At 73.3% G+C, this 22182-nt stretch carries 14 protein-coding genes, 1 tRNA gene and 1 riboswitch; of the genes, 10 read left to right on the forward strand and 5 right to left on the reverse strand.

Annotation, left to right across the window (positions count from 1 at the left end; translation table 11 throughout):
- Positions 1–23 precede the first annotated feature (23 nt).
- The gene (locus tag OHA34_RS13780; RefSeq protein WP_285944094.1) at positions 24–818 is read right to left on the reverse strand and encodes a phosphotransferase; all 795 of its coding nucleotides are present in this window, start codon (positions 816–818) and stop codon (positions 24–26) included.
- Between the two features lie 77 nt (positions 819–895).
- Entirely contained in the window at positions 896–1978 is a 1083-nt protein-coding gene (locus OHA34_RS13785) for a hypothetical protein (protein ID WP_329521804.1), read from the reverse strand.
- Between the two features lie 421 nt (positions 1979–2399).
- Here OHA34_RS13785 and OHA34_RS13790 point away from each other — a divergent pair, with 421 nt between their 5' ends.
- From OHA34_RS13790 to OHA34_RS13805, 4 genes are all read left to right on the forward strand, one after another.
- The gene (locus tag OHA34_RS13790; RefSeq protein ID WP_329521805.1) at positions 2400–2999 is read left to right on the forward strand and encodes a hypothetical protein; all 600 of its coding nucleotides are present in this window, start codon (positions 2400–2402) and stop codon (positions 2997–2999) included.
- A gap of 221 nt (positions 3000–3220) precedes the next feature.
- Positions 3221–3297, forward strand: a tRNA-Arg gene (locus OHA34_RS13795).
- A 234-nt stretch (positions 3298–3531) separates the two neighbouring features.
- Complete coding sequence (locus OHA34_RS13800) at positions 3532–4680, forward strand: FKBP-type peptidyl-prolyl cis-trans isomerase (RefSeq protein WP_285944091.1); 1149 nt, start codon at positions 3532–3534, stop codon at positions 4678–4680.
- A gap of 285 nt (positions 4681–4965) precedes the next feature.
- A complete protein-coding gene (locus OHA34_RS13805) occupies positions 4966–7743 on the forward strand; it encodes a transglycosylase domain-containing protein (protein WP_329521806.1) in 2778 nt (925 codons plus the stop codon).
- Between the two features lie 108 nt (positions 7744–7851).
- Here OHA34_RS13805 and OHA34_RS13810 read toward each other — a convergent pair whose 3' ends face one another.
- Positions 7852–8259, reverse strand: coding sequence for a hypothetical protein (locus tag OHA34_RS13810; RefSeq protein WP_285944089.1), 408 nt, complete (start codon positions 8257–8259; stop codon positions 7852–7854).
- A 26-nt stretch (positions 8260–8285) separates the two neighbouring features.
- Positions 8286–8400, forward strand: a riboswitch (SAM riboswitch).
- Between the two features lie 45 nt (positions 8401–8445).
- Between OHA34_RS13810 and OHA34_RS13815 the strand changes: the two genes are divergently transcribed.
- The 4 genes from OHA34_RS13815 (at position 8446) to OHA34_RS13830 (ending at position 15391) form a co-directional block, all read left to right on the forward strand.
- On the forward strand, positions 8446–9837 hold the full coding sequence (locus tag OHA34_RS13815; RefSeq protein ID WP_329521807.1) for an aminotransferase class V-fold PLP-dependent enzyme: 1392 nt from the start codon (positions 8446–8448) through the stop codon (positions 9835–9837).
- A 154-nt stretch (positions 9838–9991) separates the two neighbouring features.
- Complete coding sequence (locus tag OHA34_RS13820; RefSeq protein WP_329521808.1) at positions 9992–13864, forward strand: SseB family protein; 3873 nt, start codon at positions 9992–9994, stop codon at positions 13862–13864.
- Positions 13861–14229: a hypothetical protein gene (locus OHA34_RS13825; protein WP_285944086.1), complete on the forward strand. Its 369-nt coding sequence runs from the start codon at positions 13861–13863 to the stop codon at positions 14227–14229. Before OHA34_RS13820 ends, OHA34_RS13825 begins: the two co-directional genes overlap by 4 nt.
- A gap of 124 nt (positions 14230–14353) precedes the next feature.
- Complete coding sequence (locus OHA34_RS13830) at positions 14354–15391, forward strand: hypothetical protein (RefSeq protein ID WP_285944085.1); 1038 nt, start codon at positions 14354–14356, stop codon at positions 15389–15391.
- 114 nt (positions 15392–15505) lie between these two features.
- On the opposite strand, the gene OHA34_RS13835 is transcribed toward OHA34_RS13830, so the two are convergent.
- A complete protein-coding gene (locus tag OHA34_RS13835) occupies positions 15506–16396 on the reverse strand; it encodes a TrmH family RNA methyltransferase (protein WP_329521809.1) in 891 nt (296 codons plus the stop codon).
- Between the two features lie 41 nt (positions 16397–16437).
- Positions 16438–17472, reverse strand: coding sequence for an endonuclease/exonuclease/phosphatase family protein (locus tag OHA34_RS13840; RefSeq protein WP_329521810.1), 1035 nt, complete (start codon positions 17470–17472; stop codon positions 16438–16440).
- A gap of 540 nt (positions 17473–18012) precedes the next feature.
- On the opposite strand from OHA34_RS13840, the gene OHA34_RS13845 reads away from it, so the two are divergent.
- Positions 18013–20118 carry a substrate-binding domain-containing protein gene (locus OHA34_RS13845; protein WP_329521811.1) on the forward strand — a complete coding sequence of 702 codons (2106 nt, stop codon included), beginning with the start codon at positions 18013–18015 and terminating at the stop codon, positions 20116–20118.
- Between the two features lie 342 nt (positions 20119–20460).
- Positions 20461–21975 carry an RNA polymerase sigma factor gene (locus tag OHA34_RS13850; RefSeq protein ID WP_285944081.1) on the forward strand — a complete coding sequence of 505 codons (1515 nt, stop codon included), beginning with the start codon at positions 20461–20463 and terminating at the stop codon, positions 21973–21975.
- Positions 21976–22182 lie beyond the last annotated feature (207 nt).

Here is a 22182-nt window from a genome sequence, read left to right on the forward strand (position 1 = left end):
CCGCCGGCCGGTCCTCGTCCGGGTCAGCCGAGGCTGGCGTCCAGGTCGTCCCAGTTGCGTTCCAGCCAGTCCTGCGCCCGGCGGATCCGCGGGCCCGCCCCGCCGTGCCAGATGCGCGCCCAACCGCCGCCCACGCACTCGGCGCGCTCGCGCATCGCCCGGTAGGAGCGCTCGAACCGGATCCTGGCCGCGGGCAGCACCTCGCGGCGGGTGTCACGGTCCAACCCGTAGGCGTCGCAGAACAGCCGGATCCTCCTGCCGACGTCCGCGCCGTACAGCAGGGCGTCGCGGTCGGCCGGATCGGCGATCGGCGCCCAGTGCCTGAGCGTGGTCACCACGTCGTACAGCCGGGTGGTGGGCCGCGCCAGGTCGAAGTCGATCAGCGCGCAGGGCCGGCCGGCCCGGAACACCACGTTGTCGGGGGTGACGTCGCAGTGCCCGATCAGCTCGGGCGGCCCGTCCAGGTTGGAGGCCGCGGTGTCCCAGGGCGCGTCCGGCGGCGGGACGTACGGGCCGACCGCGTCGTGGTAGTCCCGCAGCAGCGCGGCCACCCCGCGCAGCGCGTCGTTCGTCACCGCGTACCGGGGCAGCGGCCGGTGCGGCGCGCTACCGGGGACCCAGCTGAGGATCTCCCGTCCGCGCTCGTCGATCCCGAGCACCCGCGGCGCCCCCTCGAACCCGACCCGCTCCAGATGCCGCAGCAATCCGTGCACCGCCGGACTGTGCGGGCGCATCGGCCGCCGCACCGTCTCGCCGACCCGCACAACGCCCTCCGTGACATCCCCGCCGGAGAGCGGCACCTCAATGTTCACCGCCACGAACACCAAAGATATGACGCCAACGCACCCCTCCGCCCCCGCAACCGTCATATCACTGCCTAAAGGGGGACCTCCGGTCAGGGCAGCGGGAGGTGTGCCACGATCGGCCCGGCGTCCATCAGAGCGCCCATCCGCTCACGTATGCAGGCCGTGCCGTCACTGTCGGCCATGTGGTCGGCGAGGCTCAGCACGTCGTCCCGGAATTCCTCGTGCAGTTCGGCATAGGTCCATGTCTCTCCGTCACCGCCGATGTCGCCGCCGGCGGTCCCGTTGTCCTCAGGCCAGATCCACGGATCGTCCCATCGGCCGCTCTCGGCCAGCCGGCGGCACAGGAGGGCGGCGGCGGCGTACTCGCGAATCCGCAGGATGCTGCCGAGATCGTCCGCCAGGGGTTCGAGGTGGCGGTGCAGGATCTCGCGTCCGCGCTCCTCGTTCCCGGTCCGGGCGCAGAACTCCAGGTGCGAGGCGAGGCGAAATCCCGTCAGCCGCCCGCGCCAGGTGCGGGCGTGCAGCGCGCCCGCCTCTTCGGCACGGCCGGTGCGCAGGTACGGCAGCAGCAGATGGTCGGCAAAGCGGGCAGGATCGCCGTCTTCGCGGACGGGCACCGAGCCGGTCAGCGCCGGTTCCAGCGACTCGATCGCCTCGGCGTCGCGGCCGAGGTCGGCCAGAAAACCGGCCAGGGCCCCCACCCGTCCCCACTGGTTCCCCTCCGTGGGACCGCAGGCGAGGATCAGGCGGATCGCCTCCTCGGCCGCGGCGACGTTCCCGACCCGCCACTCCAGCAGCAACTCGGCCAGATTGACGTCCTCCATGTCCGTTCTGTGGCCGGGCCGGCGGCAGGAGCGCAGGTCGTCCACGACCGCGCGCAGCCAGGAGGCCCGCTGGCCGGGCCCGACCAGCATGGTGAGCGTGAGCCTCCGGAACGACTCCCAGAACCTGTCCCGATGCCATTCGCCAAAGCGCTCCGGCGCCGCCCTGTACAGCTCCAGGCACGGGGCCAAGGCGGCGAGAGCGTCCTCCGGCCGCCCGAACGGGTGGCAGCGCGCGTACAGGTAGGCGACCCGCGTGTCGATCAGGGCGTACGGGCCGCCGTCCGCCTCAGCGCGCGCCACCAGCCGCTCCAGTCGCTCCGCTCTGGCCTCGCCGGGCTCCATCGCCATCCCCGCGCGGACCTCCGTATGGATCCGGCCAGTGAAGGGATGCGGCGGGGTCAGCATTCCAGGGCCCGTTCCAGCAGCCCGAGGAATGACCGTAAATCAATCTGAATGGAAGGCCGCATCCGCGTGACCATAGCAGCAGGACAACCTTCCACAACAGGCTTTATTTTGTACCGAACCTACGACACCGGCAGGCCATCTAAGCCCCTTTGAGTAATGCGCGAATATCGGGACGTATGACGTCCGTCATGGCCGCTGACAGGCCACGACCCCATAGGGGAACGCTGCCGGGGCAGCGGAATTGTTTCGTAGCCGATGTCGGCCGCCACCGGATTCCCCAGCCGGGGCGGACGCCGATGATGGGCGGTGATTTCTTGGACGACCCGAGCCGAACCCGCGGCGCGGAACCGGCGTCAAAAGTCATATGCGCAATCCGGAGAACGCCGCATACGAGGCCCGGTACGGCTGGTGGCCCCCGGCCCGGCTCTGCCTCGCCGCCGCCCTCTGCGCGGCGCTCGTCGCCGGCGGGGCGACCGGCGGGCTCCTCACGCCGGACGACGCGCGGGACCGCGTCGCCCTCGTTCTCCTGGCGTTCCTTCTCGTTCTGATCCTCCGCCACGTCCTGCGACGGTTCCCGCGCGCGCTGAGGCTCTCCCTGCGGCGCGAGGCCGCGTTCGCCGTCACGGCCGAGGGCGTCGACGTCGACCCGCCGGCCAGGACGCCGGTCCCCTGGGAGAGGATCGCGGCGATCCACATCGTCACCCGCCACGGCCGGGTGGGCGGCGGCACCTATCCCTGGACGCGCGGAAAGTCCGGCAGGCGCGTGTACATCCTCGGCCCGCCCGAGGAAGGCGGCCCGCCCCTGGCCTGGCGGGAGATCGACGGCTGGCGGCTGGACCACAAGAGGACGGCCGCCGCCGCCGCGCGGTTCAACCCCGCGGTGCGCGTGGAGAAGGCGCGGGTCGCCGCCAGGGGCTGGACCCCCGAGGCCCTGGCCCACCACCTCTACTGGGGAGACGCCTGAACGTCCTCAAGCCCCGGTCCGGCGCGGTATCGAGCCCCGCGGACGGCGCGGCGGCCGACCTGGCCCGATCTTGGGCCGCTATAGATGTGGAGCCGAAAGACGCTCAGCCTTACACTGTGTCCCGGTGCCCGGGAGGGTGCCGGATGCAGGCCGGCCCGCGCCAGACGCCCGCCCCAGACCCACCGGGGGGCACGTCTTCGCAGGTCAGAGCCGATTTATGGGCGCCCGTAGCTCAGCTGGATAGAGCATCGGACTTCTAATCCGACGGTCGCGGGTTCGAATCCTGCCGGGCGCGCCACCCACCTTCACGGTGACTCACCGTGAAGGTGGCGACCACTGAACGCCACAGCATCCGCCTCGGCGCAGTATCCTGCGTACCTCTGCACCCCCGCCGTGCGCCCCTGTCGGCCGAGAGCACGACCGGTAGATTGCGGGTCGGCCTCCTTTGCACGGTTTTCACGCTGGGCTTAGACCGGCACTGGAAGGGTGGTCACTTTCGTGATGTCGTCGATCCCGGAGCGAGTGAGGAAACATGTCAGAGGATGACAAGCCCCGGGGTGAGCCTGCGGTCAAGGCCAAGCTGCCGAACGCCAAGAACATCCGCAGCCCGGAGTTCACCCCGCACGGCATCAGCGCGGGACGCGGCGGCGGGCCCCGGCCGTCCGGACTGACCGCCTCGCAGGCGCGCACCCGCAACTACGTGATGATCGCGGGCATCCTCGTGGTCGTCGTGGCGATCGCCGCCGGCGGCTGGTACCTCGCGACCCGTCCCGACCCGGAGATCACGGCCAAGGGCGCGTTCGGCAAGGAACCCAAGGTCAGCATCCCCAAGAACCTCGCTCCCGCGACCAAGCTCAAGGCGACCGCCTCGATCAGGGGCGGCGGCCCCAAGATCGCCGACGGCGACACGGTGTTCGTCAAGTACTCCTTCTACCAGTGGGCGAAGGCGCAGGACGACGACGACTCCAAGAAGAAGAGCACGAACAAGCAGGTCGGCTCGTCCTACACCGCGCAGGCGCAGCAGCAGGGCCAGGACAAGCCGCTCGTGGTCGGCAAGAGCGGCGTCAAGGGCCTCGACAAGGGCCTGCTCGGGCAGACCGCGGGCAGCCGGGTGATCCTGGAGATCCCGCCGGCCGACGGCTTCGGCGAGCAGGGCCAGCAGCTCCAGCTCTCCCCGACCGACTCGCTGGTGTTCGTCGTCGACGTGCAGGGCGTCACCCCCAAGAACGCCGGTCCGGTGGGCACCGAGAAGAAGCTCGACGACAAGGACCTTCCCAAGGTCGAGGCCGGCAAGCCCGGCCAGGCGCCCAAGGTGACGATCCCGAAGAAGGTGGACGCGCCCGGCAAGCTCCAGACCAAGGTCCTGGTCGAGGGCAACGGCAAGGCGCTCGCCAAGGGCGACGAGGCGCTGGTCAACTACCAGGGCCAGCTCTGGAAGAACGGCAAGGTCTTCGACTCGAGCTGGCAGAACGGCGGCGTGCCCGCCAAGTTCCCGATCGGCACCGGCGGCACCGTCCCCGGATTCGACAAGGGGCTGATGGGCCAGAAGATCGGCAGCAGGGTGATGCTCGTGCTGCCGCCGGCCGATGGCTACGGCAAGAACGGCGCCCCGCAGGCCGGGATCAAGGGCGACGACACTCTGGTCTTCGTGGTGGACATCCTCGGCACGATCTTCAAATGATCCCTACCTGACCGAGGTCCGCGGACATCGCGCGGCGGGGCCCCCGATGCACGGGGCCCCGCCGCTCGCCGTTCCGGCGGCGGACCGGCGGCGCGACGGGGATGGGGGACGGTGCGCGCGCGACGGTTATGAGCATCCCTGAAAAGCATTGCGGCGAGCGTCACGACAACCGGGCGGGCGCTCCGTTCGTCCTTCTGAATGGGAAGCCATGGGAGTGTGCATTGAACGGCCGAACATCTCACCCCCCTCAGGTATCGTCGGTAACGAAATCATCACGGGGGGCTTGTGAGCAGCAGTGAGAAGAGCCCGGAGGGCGAACGTCCCGCCGGGGTCGCCGATGTGAATCCGGACGGCGCCGCGACACCGCCGGGAACGGCGACCAAGATCGCCGACGATGACGGGAAAGCCCCCGAGGCCGGCACGTCCGAAACCGAGGTCGACGGCACGGTCGAGGCCGAGGTCAAGGGCGAGGCCGAGGTCAAGGCCGAGGCCGCAAGCGAGGGCGGCGGGGCACCCGAGCCCGTGGCCGAGCCCGAGCCCGAGCCCGTGGCCGTGCCCGAGCCCGCGCCCGTGGCCGTGGCCGAAGCCGCGTCCGGTGCCGTGCCCGAAGAGACCTCCAAGCCGCGCGAGACCTCGCGCACGCAGGAGTTCGGCAGGGTCGAGAAGCCGGATGCGTCCGAAAGGGCCGAAGGGCCCGAGAAGACCGAGGACACCGCCGCGCCCGTGAAGGCGCCGGCGGAGTCCGGCGCGTCCGGTAGTGCGGGGTTCGCCGGGGTGGCCGTCGCGTCCGCGGAAAGTCCCGCGCCCACCGCGTCCCAGGGGTCCGGTACACCGAACGGTCCCGGCGGCAGGAAGGGCGGCGGTGGCGGCGGAAGTGGCGGCGGCGGGAAGGGCCCGAAGAAGACGCGCAGCCGCAAGGTGAAGTACGCGCGGCGCATCCTGTTCACCCTGCTCGGGTTCATCGGGTTCTGCGTGGCGGCGTTCGGCGTCGCCTACCTGTTCACGCCGGTCCCCTCCCCCCAGGAGGAGGCGGTCGCCCAGGGGCCGAGCTTCTACTACGCCGACGGCAAGACCCTCATCGCCAAGACGGGCGTCAACCGTGACGCCGTCCGCCTCGACCAGATCCCCGACGGCGTCCGGAACGGCGTGATCGCGGCCGAGAACCGCAGCTTCTACGGGGACCCGGGGGTGTCGTTCACCGGCACCGCGCGGGCGTTCTGGTCCACCGCCACCGGCGAGCAGCTCCAGGGCGGCTCGACCATCACCCAGCAGATGGTCCGCAACTACTACGGCGGCATCGGCAAGGAGCGCTCGGTCACCCGCAAGCTCAAGGAGGTCATGGTCTCCCTGAAGGTGGGCCGGGAGAAGCCGAAGGACTGGATCCTCGAGCAGTACCTCAACACCATCTACTTCGGGCGTGACGCGTACGGCGTGCAGGCCGCCGCCAAGGCCTACTTCGGCACCGACGTCAAGAACCTCAGCCCGGCGCAGGGCGCGTACCTGGCCGCGGCGATCCAGCAGCCCAGCGTGTTCGCCGACCCGACCGGCTCCCGCCGCGCCTCGTCCGAGCAGCGCTGGCACGCGGTCGTCGGCAACATGGTCCGGGACGGCGCGGTCTCCAGCGCCGACGCCGCCGCGATGAAGTTCCCGGTGCCCGCCAAGGAGAAGATCACCGACGTCCTCAAGGGCCAGAAGGGCTACATGGTCAATGTGGCCAAGAAGGAGCTGACCGAGCGGCGCGGCTTCAGCGAGGACGAGATCAACCGCAGCGGACTGAAGATCACCACGACGTTCGACAAGCGGCTGATGGACTCCGCCCGCAAGACGGTCACCGCCAACATGCCCGCCGGGATGAGCAAGAAGATCCGCACCGCGATGGTGTCGGTCGACCCGGCCACCGGCCAGGTGGTGGCGTTCTACGGCGGGCGCAACTACCTGAACGAGGCGCTGAGCAGCGCGTTCGGCGACGCGGCGCAGGCCGGGTCGGGGTTCAAGCCGATCGCGCTGGCCGCCGCGCTCGACAGCGGCAAGACGCTCGCCAGCAGCTACGACGGCAGCTCCCCGCAGTACTTCCGCGGCACGCCGATCAAGAACGACAGCGGCGAGAACTTCGGGCAGGTCAACCTCGTCACCGCCACCCAGCACTCGATCAACACCGCCTACGTCAACCTGGGCCAGGACATCGGCAACGAGAAGATCGCCGAGATGGCCGAGAAGATGGGCATCCCGGCCGGCCAGATGCAGCCGGCCCAACGGGAGTCGGCGGTGTTCCCGCTGGGCGTGGTCTCGCTGCACCCGGTCCAGCAGGCCGGGGTGTACGCGACGTTCGCGGCCGAGGGCGAGCACCGCACGCCGTACGTGGTGAAGGCGGTCACCGACAACGAGGACAACAAGCGGACCTTCACCGAGAAGGCCACCAAGGCGTTCAGCCCGCAGAACGCCCGCGACGCCACGTACGCGATGCAGCAGGTGGTCCAGGGCGGTACCGGCGGCGCCGCGCAGCTCCCCGACGGGCGCGACGTGGCGGGCAAGACCGGCACCACCGACCAGGGGCGCGCGATCTGGTTCAACGGGTACATCCCGCAGATGGCGACGACGGTCTCGATGTTCCGCAGTGACGGCAAGCCGCTGAACATCCCCGGCTACGGCTCGTACGGCGGGCAGCTCCCGGCGCAGACGTGGCGGTCCTTCATGAGCGAGGCCGTGAGCATCAAGGGGTACGACCAGGAGTCGTTCGGCTCGCCGTCGATGACGCCCGGCGGCGGCTACCAGTCGCCCGGCGGCGGTACCCCCGGCGGCCCGACCACGCCCCGCACTCCGGGGCTGTCACGGCCGCCGCAGCCCCAGCGGCCCGCCCCGGGCCCGGTCCTTCCGTCGACGGGCGGACCGGGCCCGGGCAGCCCGGGTGGCGGCGGCGAAGAGGGGGGCGGCACCGAACCCGGCGGAGGCGGTACCGAACCCGGCGGTGGCGGAGGCGACGGCGGCACCGAACCCGGCGGAGGCGGCGGTGGCACCACTCCCGGCACCGGTGGTGGCGGAACCCGTCAGCAACTCGGCAACTAGTCCGTCCGGCCTGGGAGTAAGAGGAAGCAGCAAGGAGGGGCCCGGCGATCCGCCGGGCCCCTCCTTTCGTACTGTCCCTTCAGTGGCCCGGAGGCGGGCCGTGCCGGGTCACTCGCAGGCTTTGCCGATGCGCTTCGGCGTCTCGGAGATGACCGCGTTCAGCTGCGCGGCGTCGCCGGTGCCGATGGACGCGGCGGCCGGACGGAGGCGGTCGGCCTCCCCCTTGAGCGCCTTCTTGAGCTCGGCGTCGTCGGCCTTCGCCGCGAGGGCGTCGATCCGCTTGGCGAGCTGTTCGGCGGCCTGCCGCCACTGTCCGGAGTCCGCCGCCGACACCGTTCTGACCTGGGTGGCGTACTGCTGGAACGCGTCCCTGGTATCGGTGCACACCTGCTCGGCGTTGCTGCCGCCGAACGCCCCGCAGCCGCTCAGCAGGCCGGCCCCGGCGAGCAGCAGCACTCCCCCGGCCAACGTCCGGAACACCCCGTACCGCATCGCACCCTCGCTTTCGATCCCCATCGGCATCCGCATATACTTCCGCATCAGGTCATGAGTGCCAGCGTCAAGCCCCGGCTAGCTGGCCGGCAACCCTTCGTCCGCGATGGGGTGCCCCGGGTGAGGACCAGGCCGGACGCGATCGCGTTCCGGCAAGCGCGGACCCCGCCGACATCCCGGGGTCCCTGGACCTTGATGGAGGTCGCACGCATGTCGTCCGCCGGCACCGCAACGCTCACCGGGACCGAACTCGCCCGGCCGCTCTCCCCCCGTCCGCCCGCGCACGCCGTCGCGGCCCCGCTCAGCGGTGCGGGCGCCGCGTCCGGCAGTGCGGGCGCCGGGCCGCGCGTGATCGGCGCGGACGCGCCCGTCCCGCTGGGCGACGGCCGTGAGGTGCCCTACGCCAACTTCGACTACGCGGCCAGCGCGCCCTGTCTGGAAGCGGTGCACGACGCCGTCACCCGGGCCCTCCCCTACTACAGCAGCGTGCACCGCGGCGCCGGGTACGCGTCGCAGGTGACCACCGAGGCGTACGAGCGGGCGCGCGAGACGGTCCGCGGGTTCCTCGGCGGGTGGCGGCGCTCGTCGGTCGTCTTCACCCGGAACACCACCGACGCGATGAACCTCCTCGCGCACGCCGTCCCGCCGGGCACCACGGTGGTGCTCTTCGAGACCGAGCACCACGCCACCCTGCTGCCCTGGAAGCGCGCCGTGCGGCTGCCCGCGCCGTCCACCCCGGCCGAGGCGATCGGCGCCGCCGACCGGGCCCTCGGCGAGGCGCCCGCCGGTCCGCGCCTGCTGGTGGTGACCGCCGCGTCCAACGTCACCGGCGAGGTGTGGCCGATCCGGGAACTGGCCGCGGTCGCGCGGCGGCACGGCGCCCGCATCGCCGTGGACGCCGCGCAGTACGTGCCGCACCGTCCGCTCGACATGACCGCGCTCGGCCTCGACTACGTCGCGTTCTCCGGGCACAAGCTGTACGCGCCGTTCGGCGCGGGCGTGCTCGCCGGACGGTCCGACTGGCTGCGCGCCGCGCCGCCGTACCTCAAGGGCGGCGGCGCGAGCGCGGCGGTGACCGGCGGCGGCGCGACCCGGTGGGCCGCCGACCCCGAGCAGCGGCACGAGGCCGGCACGCCGAACGTGCTGGGGGTCCTCGCGCTCGCCGCGGCCTGCGACACGCTGACCGCCGCCGGGTGGGACGCGCTCGCCGAACGTGAGGAGCGGCTCCTGTCCCGGCTCCGGTCCGGCCTCGCCGCCATCGCCGGAGTGCGGGAGCTCACCCTCTGGGGCGGACGCGGTCCGCGGGTCGGGATCGTGTCTTTCCTCGTCGACCGCTGGAACGCGCGCGACGTGGCGCTTACGCTGTCGGGTGAGCACGGCATCGGGGTTCGGGACGGGAAGTTCTGCGCGCACCCCTTCGTACGGCACCTGCTGGACACCCCGCCCACGGGGAGGGGCGAGGACGCGGCGGGCGGCGGCGGGGGATGCGGGGACGACCGGAGTTCGGCGGTACGCGCGAGCTTCGGCATCGGGACGACCGAGGAGCATGTCGACCGGCTTCTGGACGCGCTCGCGCGGCTGGCTCGCGAGCCGCGCGGTTAGGGGGCCGCTGACCTGCGGCCCCGTCGCGACAACCGGACGATTAGGCTTTTTGGTCCTGTTCGCCCATGTAGCGTAGGCAGTCCGTGACCGGCGTGCCGGGGCCCTCCCACCGGGGGCGGCGGACGGGGACGGGGCACGGTGGGACGACGGCGGGATGAAACAGGGGGTGGCGACCGTGGCCGACGCGTGGCGACCCACGTCGGACTTCGAGCGCCGACTTGAGGAGACCGTACGGGCCGGGGACCAGGAAGGCTACTTCCGCCTGCTGGCGGAGGGCGAGCTGGTGGTCCCCGTCTCGCCGGACCTGATCGACGACGTGCTCGCCAACCGGGCCCAGCCGCCTTGGCCGGTCCAGGAGGAGGACGGCCGCACCCATGTGCTGGCCTACACCTCCGCCGAGGCGATGCGCGCCTGTCTCGGTCCGGCGTACCGGCACTTCATGACGCTCACGTTCGGCGATCTCGCCGGCACGTGGCCGGACGCCCGGTGGTGGCTGGCGGTCGACGTCCGGGCGACCGGGCACGACGGCGCCGCGCTGCCGATCGAGGCGCGGCTCCCGTCCTGGTTCGTCCGGCAGGTGGCCGACGGCGATGGCCGTCCGCCGAGCGCGGGCCGCCCGGACGCGCTCCCGCTTCCCGCCGCACCGGCGGCGGGCGCCGAGGCCGCCGAGGGGGCGCCGGAGAAGCAGCCGGTGCCGTCTCAGGAGCCGCCGCCCGTCCCGGCCCCGCAGGACCCCGTGGTGGCACGCGACGTCCCGTCCGGACCGTCGGGTCCGTCGGGTCCGTCCGGGCCCGCCGAGCCCGAGCCCGTCTCCCGGACGGTTCAGGACATCCCGGCGTTGACGCCGGAGGCGTTGGCGGCGCGCGACCAGAACGGCCGCGTGCCGAGGCTGGACGATGCCGCGCAGGACGCCGCGTCCGCGCAAGGCCCCGCGTCCGCGCGGGACGCCGCGTCCGGCCAAGGCACCGGGCCCGACTCGGCCGTGGCGGGCGGGCTGGGCGACGACCACTCCGTCCCGGCGGGTCCGCCACCGGACGGCGCGCTCGTCGGTACGTCGGGCGACGCCGACGACGGGGCGCCTTGGGAAGAGCTCCAGGAGCAGCACCGGGAGCTGCCGCCCACGGAGCCGCGCACGGAGCCGCGTCCCGAGTTCCAGCCCGCGAACGACGTCGAGCGGGAACTCCTGCGCGCCGCCGCGAACAACGACCACGATCTCTTCCTCCAGACGCTGGCCGGTGCCGAGGTGCTGCTGCCCGTCCCCGAGGAGACCGACTACACGCTCCGTCCCGGACGGCCCGGATTCCCGTGGCAGACCCGCGAGGTTGACGGCGCGACGGTGGTGCCCCTCTTCACCTCGCCCGAGCGGCTGATCGAGGCGGCGCGGGCCGCCGGGACCGGCACCGACTCCATCAAGCTGCCGTTCACGGTGGCGCTGCGCTACTGGCCCGACCACCGCTGGCTGCTGGCCATCAACTCGGGTTCACCGGCCGGCGGGACGGTGCTCGCCGAGCAGCTCTCCGGCCTCGCCACCTGGGCCGACCAGCGCGCGGCGCGGCGCATGTCCGAGGGCTTCGAGCCGCAGAACGACGTCGAGCAGCGCCTGTTCGACGCGGCGCGGCGGCGCGACACCGACGCGTTCTTCAAGGTGCTGCTGGGCGCGCAGGTGCTGGTTCCCGCCGACGTCGAGACGCCGTGGGGCATCACGCCGGACGACCCGGCCTTCCCCTGGCGTCCGGTGCCCGTGCACGGGCACGCGTCGGTGCAGGTGTTCACCTCGCTGAAGTGGATGAACGAGGCGATCGTCGGGTCGTCCCGGTTCGTGATGCCGAGCTTCCTGGAGATGGTGTCGGCGTGGCCCGACATCGAGTGGACGCTGGTGCTCAACCCGGGCACGCCGATCGACGCGACGATGCCGGGCGAGCAGGTCAAGGCGCTGAGCGGCCCGTCCCGCCCGCCCTCGGAACCGGCGGCCGAACCCGTCCCGTCGTCCGCCGAGCCCGTCCCATCCGCCGAGCCCAAGCACGCGAAGGGCGCCCACACCGCCCCGCCGGACGCCGCCCCCGCACAGGCGGAGACCCCGCCTGCGGCGACGGAGGCCCCCGCGCACGCAGAGGCCCCGCCCGTACGGCCGGAGGCCGCCACCGCTCCACCGGCAGGCCCGGTCGTGCGGCCGGACGCACCGCTCGCGGCGGCGGACCGCGGACCCGCGCCCCTGGAGAGCCCGCCCGCGAAGCCCGAATCCGAATCCGCGCCCGCCGAGCCCGAATCCGCGCAGGCTGAGCCCGAATCCACGTCGGCCGAGCCCTCGCCCGTACAACCGGCGGCGCCGTCCGCACATGCCGAGGCCCAGTCCGCTCCACCGCCCACCCCGCACGCACAGCCAGACGTCCCGTTCGCAGCGGCGGAAGCCGAGCCCGTGCAGGCGGAGGCCCAGCCCGCTCCACCTGCGACCCCACATGCGCAGCCCGACGTCCCGTTCACGGCGTCGGAGGCTGGGCCCACCGGCGCGGAGACCTCGGATGCCTCCTTGGAAGCCCCGCCTGTGGAGGCGGCGGAGAACACCCCTGCACCGGCACAGAGTGCGCCCATGGGCGCGGAAGCCGGAGCGGCTCGTCCGGAAGCTTCGCCGGTAGCGGCGGAGGCTGAGACCGGCGGTGCCGGGGTTCCGCCTTCAGCGCCGGATACGGCATCCGCTCAGCCCGTTGGGTCTGCGACCGGTCCGGGTGCACCGGCGGAGGCGGCCCACGCCGAACCGGCGACCCACGCCGAACCGGCGGGACGGTCCGAGCCCGTGCAGGCGGCGGCACCGGAGGCGGAGTTCGAGCCGGGGAACCGCATCGACCAGGAGCTGTACGAGGCGGCGCTGAGCGGCGACTCCGACGCGTTCCTGCGGGTGCTGCTCGCCGCCAACGTGCTGGTGCCCATCCCACTCGACGCGCCGCTGGAGGTCACGCCGGTACAGCGGGAGTTCCGCTGGGACGCGGCGCTGCGCGACGACTCGTCCGTGCAGATCTTCACCTCGCTGGTCCGGCTGCGGGAGGTGCTGCCGGAGTCGCGGTTCGTGTACGCCGACTTCCGGGAGATCATCGGCTCGTGGCCGCGCGAGGACTGGGCGATGCTCCTCAATCCCGGCACCCGCATCGGGGCGTCGCTGCGCGGCGACCAGGTGCGGGCGCTGAGCGAGTGGGCGGTGCGGGTCGGCCTCGTCCAGCCGCGCCCCGATGTCCCAGTGCCGCACCAGGGCCGGGAGCAGGCGCAGCCGGAGGTCCCGCAGGAGATCCCGCAGGAGATCCCGCAGGAGATCCCGCAGGAGATCCCGCAGGAGATCCCGCAGGAGGCGCCGCCCTACCAGGACGCCGTGGCCGCGGCGGCGCAGGAGCCGCATCGGGCGGCGCCCGAGTCGTTCGCCGCGCCGTCCCAGGCCGACCCGGCCATGGCCCCGGCGGCGCCCGCCGCGAACGGGCCGGGCGCGGCGCATCTCGACGCCGAACGCGCCGTGCAGCCGGCCATCATGCAGAAGGTCGTCCCGCACGGCCATGTCGGCTGGTATCTCGATCAGGGCTACGACCGGGTGGGCGGCTTCGTGCATCCGACCTCCGACGTCGCCGAGTTGCAAACGCCGATCCAGCTTTACGAGGCGCTCGGGCTGTTCTACGACGATTCGACGTTCTCCCCCGACGACGAGGGCGTGTACGTCATCCGCTGGCCGGCGTACTGCCCGGACCTCTACCGGATCCCCTTCGGCGGGCAGACCGAGGAGGAGCTGGCGTCGTGGGGCGAGGAGGGCTGGGTCATCGAGCGGCCCCCGTTCCAGGGCGGCGGGTTCGCGCCGGGCGGTGCCGGATCCATCCGCGAGTACAAGGTCGACAGCGTGCGGCTCCCGTACGGGGCCGAGATGTACCTCCTCGGGACGGACCGGTCCGAACGGTTCGTGGCGATGTACGATCCCGACCGGCTCGCCTGGCTGCGGCCCGACGCGGCGGCGGGTCCGGAGGGCTGGGGCGACAGGACGGAGGCCGCGCAGTGATCCGGGACGGGTATGTGGCCCGGTGGCTCGGCCGGGAGTTCGAGGCGGCGCCGGGTGCCGACGGTGAGATCAGGCTGTACACCCCGGAGCCGACCGACGGTTTCGAGGAGCTGCGGCCCGGCCGGTACCGGCGGATCGTCCCCGCGTCCGAGATCGAGGACCTGCGGTACGTGCGCACCACCTGCACGTGGCGGGGCGAGCGGTTCATCGTGGTGGGCGAGCACGAGACCTGGCTGCGGGTCGAGTACGCCGGCGGGCGTGCCCCCGTCGCCGCGCGGCTCGGGCTCGACCGGATCGACCAGGGCATCTGGCAGACCTGGGCGCCGGGGGCCGAGGTCGAGGATCTGCGCGAGGAGTTCAGCTGAAGGTCCAGAACGCGGCATCGGGGTTGCTTTGAACTATTGATCCGTGTTCGCATGATTTTGCAGGCGGTTCCCGGGTACGCCGGGGCCGGGCACTCGACGACGACGCTACGGAGGTGCTGGGGCGGTGCGTTACCGGTCGGCGACGAAACCGATCTTCGCGGGACTCGGCGCGGCGGCGGTCGTCGCCGCGGGCGCGGGCACGTTCCCCGCGGCGGCGGCCGAGACGCCCGGCCCGACGACGACCGCGAGCCCGACGGCGACCGCGAGCCCGACGGTCAAGCCGGAGCCCGTGCTCTCGCTGACCGTCACGCCGCTCACCCCGGTCGCCAAGCCCGGCCAGACGGTCCGGGTGGTGACCCGCGTCGCGGCGCTGCACGCCGAGATCGCGGGCATCAGGATCGCGAGCGTCCGGGCCAGCACCGACCAGGCCACGCTCGGCGGTGAGTGCGCGCCGCCGTTCTCCTCCGCCGGATGCGCGGTGGGGACGCTCGACGCCGGCAGGCGCGACAGCGTCTTCCTGACCGTGACCCTCCCGAAGGACCTCAAGAAGACCACCTCGGTCACGCTGACCGTCACGGCCCGCGCGACCGGCGTGGCGGCGAAACCGGCCACCACGTCCGTCAAGTACGTCGTGCCGGTGGTGACGACGCCGAAGCCCACCCCGTCCCCCGGCCCGACGCTGTCCCCGAGCGTCGACAGCGGGCGGCTCGACGGCGGCAAGGCCAAGGCGAAGGGCGGCGGCTCGGGCACGAGCGGCTCCGGGAAGAAGACCGGCGGCTCCGGCGCCTCCGGTTCGTCCGGCGGCGGCGTGTACGAGCCGCCGAGCCCGAACGCGACGTTCGATCCGCCGGGCTCCAGGGACTCCGGGGTGTCCATGCCGTCGATCAGCGCGCCGAGCCCGTCCGTCGCGCCCGGCGCGTTGCAGGCGACGCCGACCAGCCGGCTGCGCAACAACAAGGCGCCCGTCGCCCAGGACCTGACCTTCGAGCGGATGGCCAGCACGCAGGTGGCGTGGCTCGCCGCGCTGCTGGTGGCGTTCTCGCTGCTGCTCACCCAGTTGCGGCTGGGCCGCCGCAACCCCGCGAACACGGCCGCCGCGGCGGCGGCGCGGCGCGCCAAGGGCACGCACCGCCGCTCCCGGCGCGGCATGTTCGGCAAATGAAGCGCAGCCGGCAAGTGAAGCGCGGCCGATCAGTGAAGCGCGGAGCCTCGCCCGCACGCACGCCCTGACGCGGGTCACGCCGCCGAGCGGACGGTCACGCGGGTCCCATACGGGTCATGAGCGCATCAGCGCATGGCAGGCGATCGCGGCGGCGGCGACCACGTTGAGCGAGTCGACGCCGTTCGTCATGGCGTCGGCGCTCATCGGGATGCAGACGGCCTCGTCGGCCTCGTCCAGCCAGTGCGAGGTGAGCCCGTCGCCCTCCGAGCCGAGCAGGAGCGCCACCCGATCGCCCCGCACGGCCTCGTCCAACGGGACGGCGGACTGGTCGGGGGTCAGCGCGAGCAGCGCGAACCCGGCGGCGCGGAGCTTGCCGAGGTCGTCGTGCCAGTTGGCCATCCGGGCGTACGGGACGGCGAAGACGGCGCCCATCGACACCTTGATCGCCCGCCGGTACAGCGGGTCGGCGCACCGCGGCGACAGGACGACCGCGTCGATGCCGAGCGCGGCGGCGCACCGGTAGATCGAGCCGACGTTCGCGTGGTCGACGAGATCCTCCAGGACGAGGATCCGGCGCGGCGCGGCGGGCGCGGACGGAGCGGTGGGCTCGGGCGGAGTGGGCTCGGGCGGAGTGGGCTCGGGCGGAGTGGCGGGGGCGCTGATCAGGGCGTCGACCGTGGGCAGCGGGAGCCGTTTCAGCGAGGCGAGGGCGCCGCGGTGCACCTGGAAGCCGGCCACCGCCTCCAGCGTCGCGTCGTCGGCGACGTACACCGGGGCGTCCACCTGGTCGAGCAGGTCGGCGAGCGGCTCCGCCCAGCGCCGGGCCATCAGGAACGACCGGACGGGATGGCCCGAGCCGGCCGCCCGGCGGATCACCTTCTCGCCCTCGGCGATGAACAGCCCGTGCTCGGCCTCCAGGCTCTTGCGCAGGTTGACGTCGCGGAGCCGCACGTAGTCGGCGAGCCGCGGGTCGGCGGGGTCGGACACGGGAACCAGGCGGGCCATGCCCCAATTCTGCCGCCGTCCCGGCCATGCTCGGCCCGCGGCTACGGCAGGCGGACCTCCGCGAAGACCGCCCGGTGGTCGCTGCCCTCCAGATCGTGCACCTCCACCTCGCCCACGGCGCAGCGCCGGTCGACCAGTACGTGGTCGATGGTCAGCGCCGGTCGCGGGTCGTCCAGCCCCCAGGTCGGGACGAGCCCGGCGCCGGCGCGGTCGGCGGCGTCGGCGTAGCCGCGGCCGATCAGCCGGCGCAGGTTGGCGTGGTCGAGCGTCGCGTTGAAGTCGCCTGCCAGGATCCGCACCGGGCCGTCCCCCGGGGCGTGGGCGCGGCCCCCTGCGGCGGCGACCGCCGGGCGGGCGGACGGCAGGACCGCCAGATCGCGCTTCCAGGCGCGGAACGACACCGTGTCGATCGGCGGTACGGGGTGGACGGCGGTCATCTCGACCCGGCGCCCTCCCGGGAGGGTGAGTTCGGCTCGGGGCATCGCCAGTTCGGTCCCGGGCAGCGGCGGCAGGACCCGCAGCGGGTGACGCGAGTAAAGGCCAGAACCGGCCGCGCCCGGACGGGCGTCGAGGGCCTTCTCGGGCAGCAGCCCGGTCAGCCCGGCGCGCTCGTACCGGTCCACCCCCTCCGGCGGAAGCTCCTGGAGGCTGAGCACATCGGCCTTGGTCCGGCGGACGAGGTCGACGAGGCGGGCGGGGTCGGCTCCGCCGAGCAGCAGGTTGGCGGTCAGGACCCGCAGGACCGGTCCCCGCGCGACGGGATCGCCGCCGCCGACCGCGCGGGGCACCACCGCGACGAGCAGCCCGGCCGCGACCACGCCGGCGACCGCCGCGGCCCGCCATCTGCGCAGGAGCAGCGCGGCCGTGATCGGGACGGGGGCCGCGGCGACCACGTACGGGGTGATGGCCAGCAGCGGCGCGGAGGGGATCTCGATGCCGGGCAGCCGGTCGGCACCGGTCAGCCGGACCAGTGCCCAGGCGCCCCAGGCTCCCACCGCCGTCCAGGCCGCGGCAGTGCGCAGGCGGCCCCAGCCGCGCCGTTCCGACATCGTCCGACCACTTGTCGTGCCACTCACCGCGACGCTCCCCGACGGGGTCCGGCACCGTGCCGGATCCCCGGTCCGTTCGACGTCCGGCGGGCCCGCATTGTTCGGCGAACCCGCGCGGTGCCGCCGCGAACGCGAGGGGTGACCGGAGGTGCGCATCGTCGCACACAGGCACGACATAAGCTCATGACCTGCGTCATTATCATTTTTGAGTTCTTTGTAACCTCTGGTTCGTACTACTACAGTGCCGGGGAACATCGACGGGTTTCTGGTGAATCGAGGGCAGTCGTGAGCGGACGTCATCGCAATGACCCCCCCGAGGGGGCGTCGGAGGACGGCGGGCACGACCCCTCCAGGCCGGTCTTCGGCCCCGCGAACGACGGGTCGTCCGACTGGTTCGGCTCCCGCGACGGCCAGAGCCCGCCCGCCGCCCCACGCGCCGAAGGATCTGCGGGCACGCCCCCCAGGGCGGCCGGTCCGGGTGGCCCCGGCGGTCCCCCCGGTCCGGGAGGTCCCCCCGGTCGGAGTGGTCCGGGTGCCCCGGGTTCGGCGGAGACGCCCGAGTGGCTCGTGGCCCGCCCGTCCGACGAGCCCGCCTTCGGCGCCGGAGGCTTCACCGGGGCGTCCGACGCCGGCGGGTACGGCCTCGGACGCCCGCCGGGCCCGACCCCGTCCGGCCCCCAGAGCCGGGCCGGTGTCCCCGAGGGGTCCTCCGGGACGTCCGGCATGCCCCTCGCGGCGCCCGTCCCCGGCGGCTCCGGCCCGTCCGGCGGCGGTCACGACCCGCTGAGCTCCGACAGCGGCCAGAGCGGTTTCTTCGGAGGACGCGCCGGAGACTCGTCCGGCTCCGGAGACTCGGGTGGCTACGGCGGGTCCGGTGGTGTCGGCGGCGGGGGTGGCGGCGGCGGTGGCCCTTACGGAAGCGGCGACTATGGCAGGCGCCGCAGGAAGCGCCGCAGTGCGACCGCGCTGATCGGGCCGATGGCGGGCGCGGTCGGCCTGGCGCTGCTGCTCGGCGTGGGCGTGTACGCGTTCGCCGAGAGCGGCGGCGATTGCAGCGGCAGCGGCGCGCTCACCCTGTCGGTCGCGGCGGCGCCCGACGTCCAGCCGGCGGTGGTCAAGGCCGCCAGGCGGTTCAACGACGCCAAGCGCAAGGTCGACGGCAGGTGCGTCAGGGCGAAGGTGACCAAGACCGAACCGGCCGCGGTGTCGACGCTGCTGTCCGGCCAAGGCGTGACCAACGCCGCCAACCAGCGTCCCGACGTGTGGATCCCCGACTCGTCGCTGTGGACCTCGATGGTGCGCGGGTCGGACAAGGGCAAGGACTCGGTCACCTCCACCAAGACCTCGCTGGCGACCAGCCCGATCGTCGTCGGGCTGCCCAAGCGGCTCTCGGACGGCCTCAAGAAGCAGGGCATCACCGCGACGCCGTCCTGGGACAACCTGCTCAAGGCGGCGGGCGGCGTGGCCGGCGGCGGCGTGACCAAGAACCAGATGATCCCGGCGGGCGCGGTCCGGCTGCTGGTGCCCGATCCCTCGCGCAACGCCGCCGGAATGGGCTCGCTCATGATCACCAACGCGCTGCTGGCGAACGACCCGAACAAGGAGTCGATCTTCACCGGCATCGTCCGCACCGTCCGGGAGAGCACCGTCCCCACGGTGGACGAGCAGTTCGCCCACTTCCGCAAGGACCGGACCGGCAAGCAGCCGATCTCGCTGTCCTCGGAGCAGGCCCTGTGGAACTACAACCGGCGGCGGCCCGCCGAGCCCGCGGTGGCGCTGTACCCGCTGGAGGGGTCGCTGTCGCTGGACTACCCGTTCACCGTGACCAGCGAGGATGCCGCCAAGCAGAAGGCCGCGGGCCTGCTCGAACAGGCGATGAACACCGAGAGCACCCGCGCCGACGTCCGCGCGCTCGGCTTCCGCTCGCCCGACGGCAAGGCGCCGTCCGGGTTCGGCGCCGGGCTCGGGGTGAGCCCGGCCCGGCCGCGGCAGCTCCCCGCCCCGAAGGCGACCGAGGTCGCGGGGGTGATGCAGGCGTGGTCGAAGCTGTCGCTCGGGCTGCGGCTGCTGACGCTCATCGACGTGTCCGGCTCGATGGCCGAGCCGGTCGGCCCGAAGACCAACCGGCTCCAGGCGATCGCGCAGGTCTCCCAGGGCGGGCTCAGCATGATGTCGAACGACACCGAGCTCGGGCAGTGGCTGTTCTCCACCAAGATGCAGGGCGACAAGGACTACCAGAAGTCGGTGCCGATCGGCCCGCTCGGCGAGCGGATCGGGTCGAGCACCCGCCGCAACTTCGTGCTGTCGCAGCTCAACCAGATGCGCCCCAAGATGGACGGGGACACCGGCCTGTACGACACCGTCCTCGCCGCGTACAAGGAGATGGACCGGACCTACAAGCCCGAGTTCGGCAACTCGATCCTGCTGCTGACCGACGGAAGGAACGACGACCCCGACGGCCCCACGCTGGCGCAGACGCTGGACCGGCTGAAGAAGATGATCGACCCGAACAAGCCGATCCAGGTCAACATGATCGGCTTCGGCAAGGGCGTGGACCGCAACGAGCTGGAGCAGCTGGCCGAGCTCACCAACGGCAACGTGCAGATCGCGATGACCCCGCAGGAGATCTCGAAGATCTTCCTGAAGATGCTGTCCCGCCGGATCCAGCAGTGACCTGCCGGAACTCGCGGGATCGCGGGGCGTCCGGGGGCCCGTCCGGGCGGGTGCGGAATTCTCCGGGATTTCTTCGCCGATCCGTGTCAACCGAACGGCCCCGTCGGTCGTCTTCCTTGTGGAGGCCCGACGGGGAGCGGGGCCGTCGGGCCTCCGACCTTCTTCCCCCCTGACCCGCGGCGGGGGTGGCCCTCCGTTCCGAGGGCCCGAAGAGCACCACGGCTTCCGCACAGAACGCGAGTCCCGCCCCCGACGGGCGAACGCTGATCGCGACGAGGCCGTGACGATCGCCATCTCAGCTCCCGGGAGGCCCTGGTGTCCGGTTGGCCCAGTCTCGACCGCGTGGACGACGAGCGCCTGGCTCAGGCCCTGGAGACGGGCGACACCGGCGCGCTGCTCCAGCTCATGGACCGCTACGCGGCCCGTCTGTACGACTACTGCCACGCGCTGCTCCGTGATCAGGACGCGGCGGCCGGGGCGCTGCACGACGCCCTCGTCTCCGCCCGCGCGCACGTCGGCCTGCTCGGCGAGCCGCCGAGGTTCCGGAGCTGGCTGTACGCGCTGGCCCGCGCGGAGTGCCTGCGGCGGCTGCGCGATCCGGGCCGTCCCACCGAGCGGCGCGAGGCGCCCGAGGTCGAGGACGCCTTCTTCGACGCCGCCGAGCGCGGCCACCGGCTGGAGACCCGGCAGCTCGTGCACGGCGCGCTGTCGGGCCTGCGGGGCCGCGAGCGCGAGGCCCTCGACCTGCTGCTGCGGCACGGCCTGGACGCGGCGGAGGTCGGCGGCGTGCTCGGCATCGGTGCGCCGGAGGCCGCCGAGCTGGCGGGCGAGGCGCGGCACCGGCTCGACGACGCCCTCGCCGCCGCGTTCATCGCGCACGCCGGACGGGACGACTGCCCGAGCGTGGCCGAGATCGCGGCGGACGGCGAGTGGCCGCTGACGCAGCAGGTGGCGCACCGGCTGGGCCGGCACATCGCGTCCTGCCCGGTCTGCACCGAACGGCGCGACCGCACGGTCTCCACCGCCCGGCTGCTCCAGGTGCTGCCGGTGGCGCTCATGCCGACCGATCTGCGCGGCCGGGTCCTGGCCACCGCGACCGACGCGGCGCTGGCCGGCCGGTACGCCGGGATCGCCGACGGGGCCGGGCCGTTCGACGCCTCGGGCTGGCCGCTGCCCGCGGACGCGCCCGCACGCCGCGCTGGCCGGCGGCTCCGGACCCCGCCGCGGCTGCTGCCCGCGCTGGCCGTCGCCGCGGTGGTGCTGCTGATCGTCGCGGGCGGCTGGATGCTCCTGCCGGACCCGTCCGGCGACCGGACCGGGTCGGCGAGCCCGACCGGCCCCGCCACCGCGGCGGCCGACCCGTCGGAACCCGCGGTGGAGTCGCGGGCGCCGAGCGAGTCCCCGGGCCCGACGCCCACCGCGACGCCGACACCGACCAGCGCGACGCCGACGCCCACTCGGACGCCGACGAAGACACGGCGTCCGCCGAAGCAGTCGCCCGCGACCACACCGGCGAGCGAGCCGCCGAAGCCGGGCACGCTGGCGGCCGGCGGCTGCTCCATCCCGGCCGGGTCCTCGTCCTGCACGGTCTCGGTCCGGGCCGTGGGCGGGCCGGTCACCTGGGCGGTCACCGGTGCGAGCGGCGGGCTCAGCGCGTCCGGCGGCGGCAGGCTCGGCCGTAACGGCTCGGCGTCCGTCAGGGTGACCCGGACGGGGCCCTGCACGGCGTCCGGCGGCGGTTCGGTGCGCTTCTCCCCCGGCGGCACGGCGGCGGTGTCCTGGACGTGCCCGCCGGACGGCCCCGGCGACGGCGACGACGGCGATGGCGCCCCGGGCGGCCGGGGCGCGGCCCAGTAGGCCGCCTCCCAGCTCGTCTCCCACGCCGCACGTCCACGTCCGGTTCCGGGCTCGGCGTCCGTTTCGATGAGGGACGACGCGTCCCGGACGCGGATCGGGCGTGAACCGGACGCGGACCGGGCGAAAATCGGGCGTGCGCCCGCCGGACGGGACCCTTGAGACTCAGATCACATCGGCCGCGAACCCGGTGCTCTACATGCCCGGATG

The sequence above is a fragment of the Spirillospora sp. NBC_01491 genome (assembly GCF_036227065.1).
In the GTDB taxonomy this organism is placed as follows: Bacteria; Actinomycetota; Actinomycetes; order Streptosporangiales; family Streptosporangiaceae; genus Spirillospora; species Spirillospora xylanilytica.

What these genes read in the sequence shown, in the direction of transcription:
- OHA34_RS13815 (WP_329521807.1), top strand. Translation starts at nt 8,446, where the DNA reads ATGTCGTCCGCCGGCACCGCAACGCTCACCGGGACCGAACTCGCCCGG.
- OHA34_RS13810 (WP_285944089.1), bottom strand. Translation starts at nt 8,259, where the DNA reads ATGGGGATCGAAAGCGAGGGTGCGATGCGGTACGGGGTGTTCCGGACG.
- OHA34_RS13785 (WP_329521804.1), bottom strand. Translation starts at nt 1,978, where the DNA reads ATGGCGATGGAGCCCGGCGAGGCCAGAGCGGAGCGACTGGAGCGGCTG.
- OHA34_RS13820 (WP_329521808.1), top strand. Translation starts at nt 9,992, where the DNA reads ATGAAACAGGGGGTGGCGACCGTGGCCGACGCGTGGCGACCCACGTCG.
- OHA34_RS13800 (WP_285944091.1), top strand. Translation starts at nt 3,532, where the DNA reads ATGTCAGAGGATGACAAGCCCCGGGGTGAGCCTGCGGTCAAGGCCAAG.
- OHA34_RS13835 (WP_329521809.1), bottom strand. Translation starts at nt 16,396, where the DNA reads ATGGCCCGCCTGGTTCCCGTGTCCGACCCCGCCGACCCGCGGCTCGCC.
- OHA34_RS13790 (WP_329521805.1), top strand. Translation starts at nt 2,400, where the DNA reads ATGCGCAATCCGGAGAACGCCGCATACGAGGCCCGGTACGGCTGGTGG.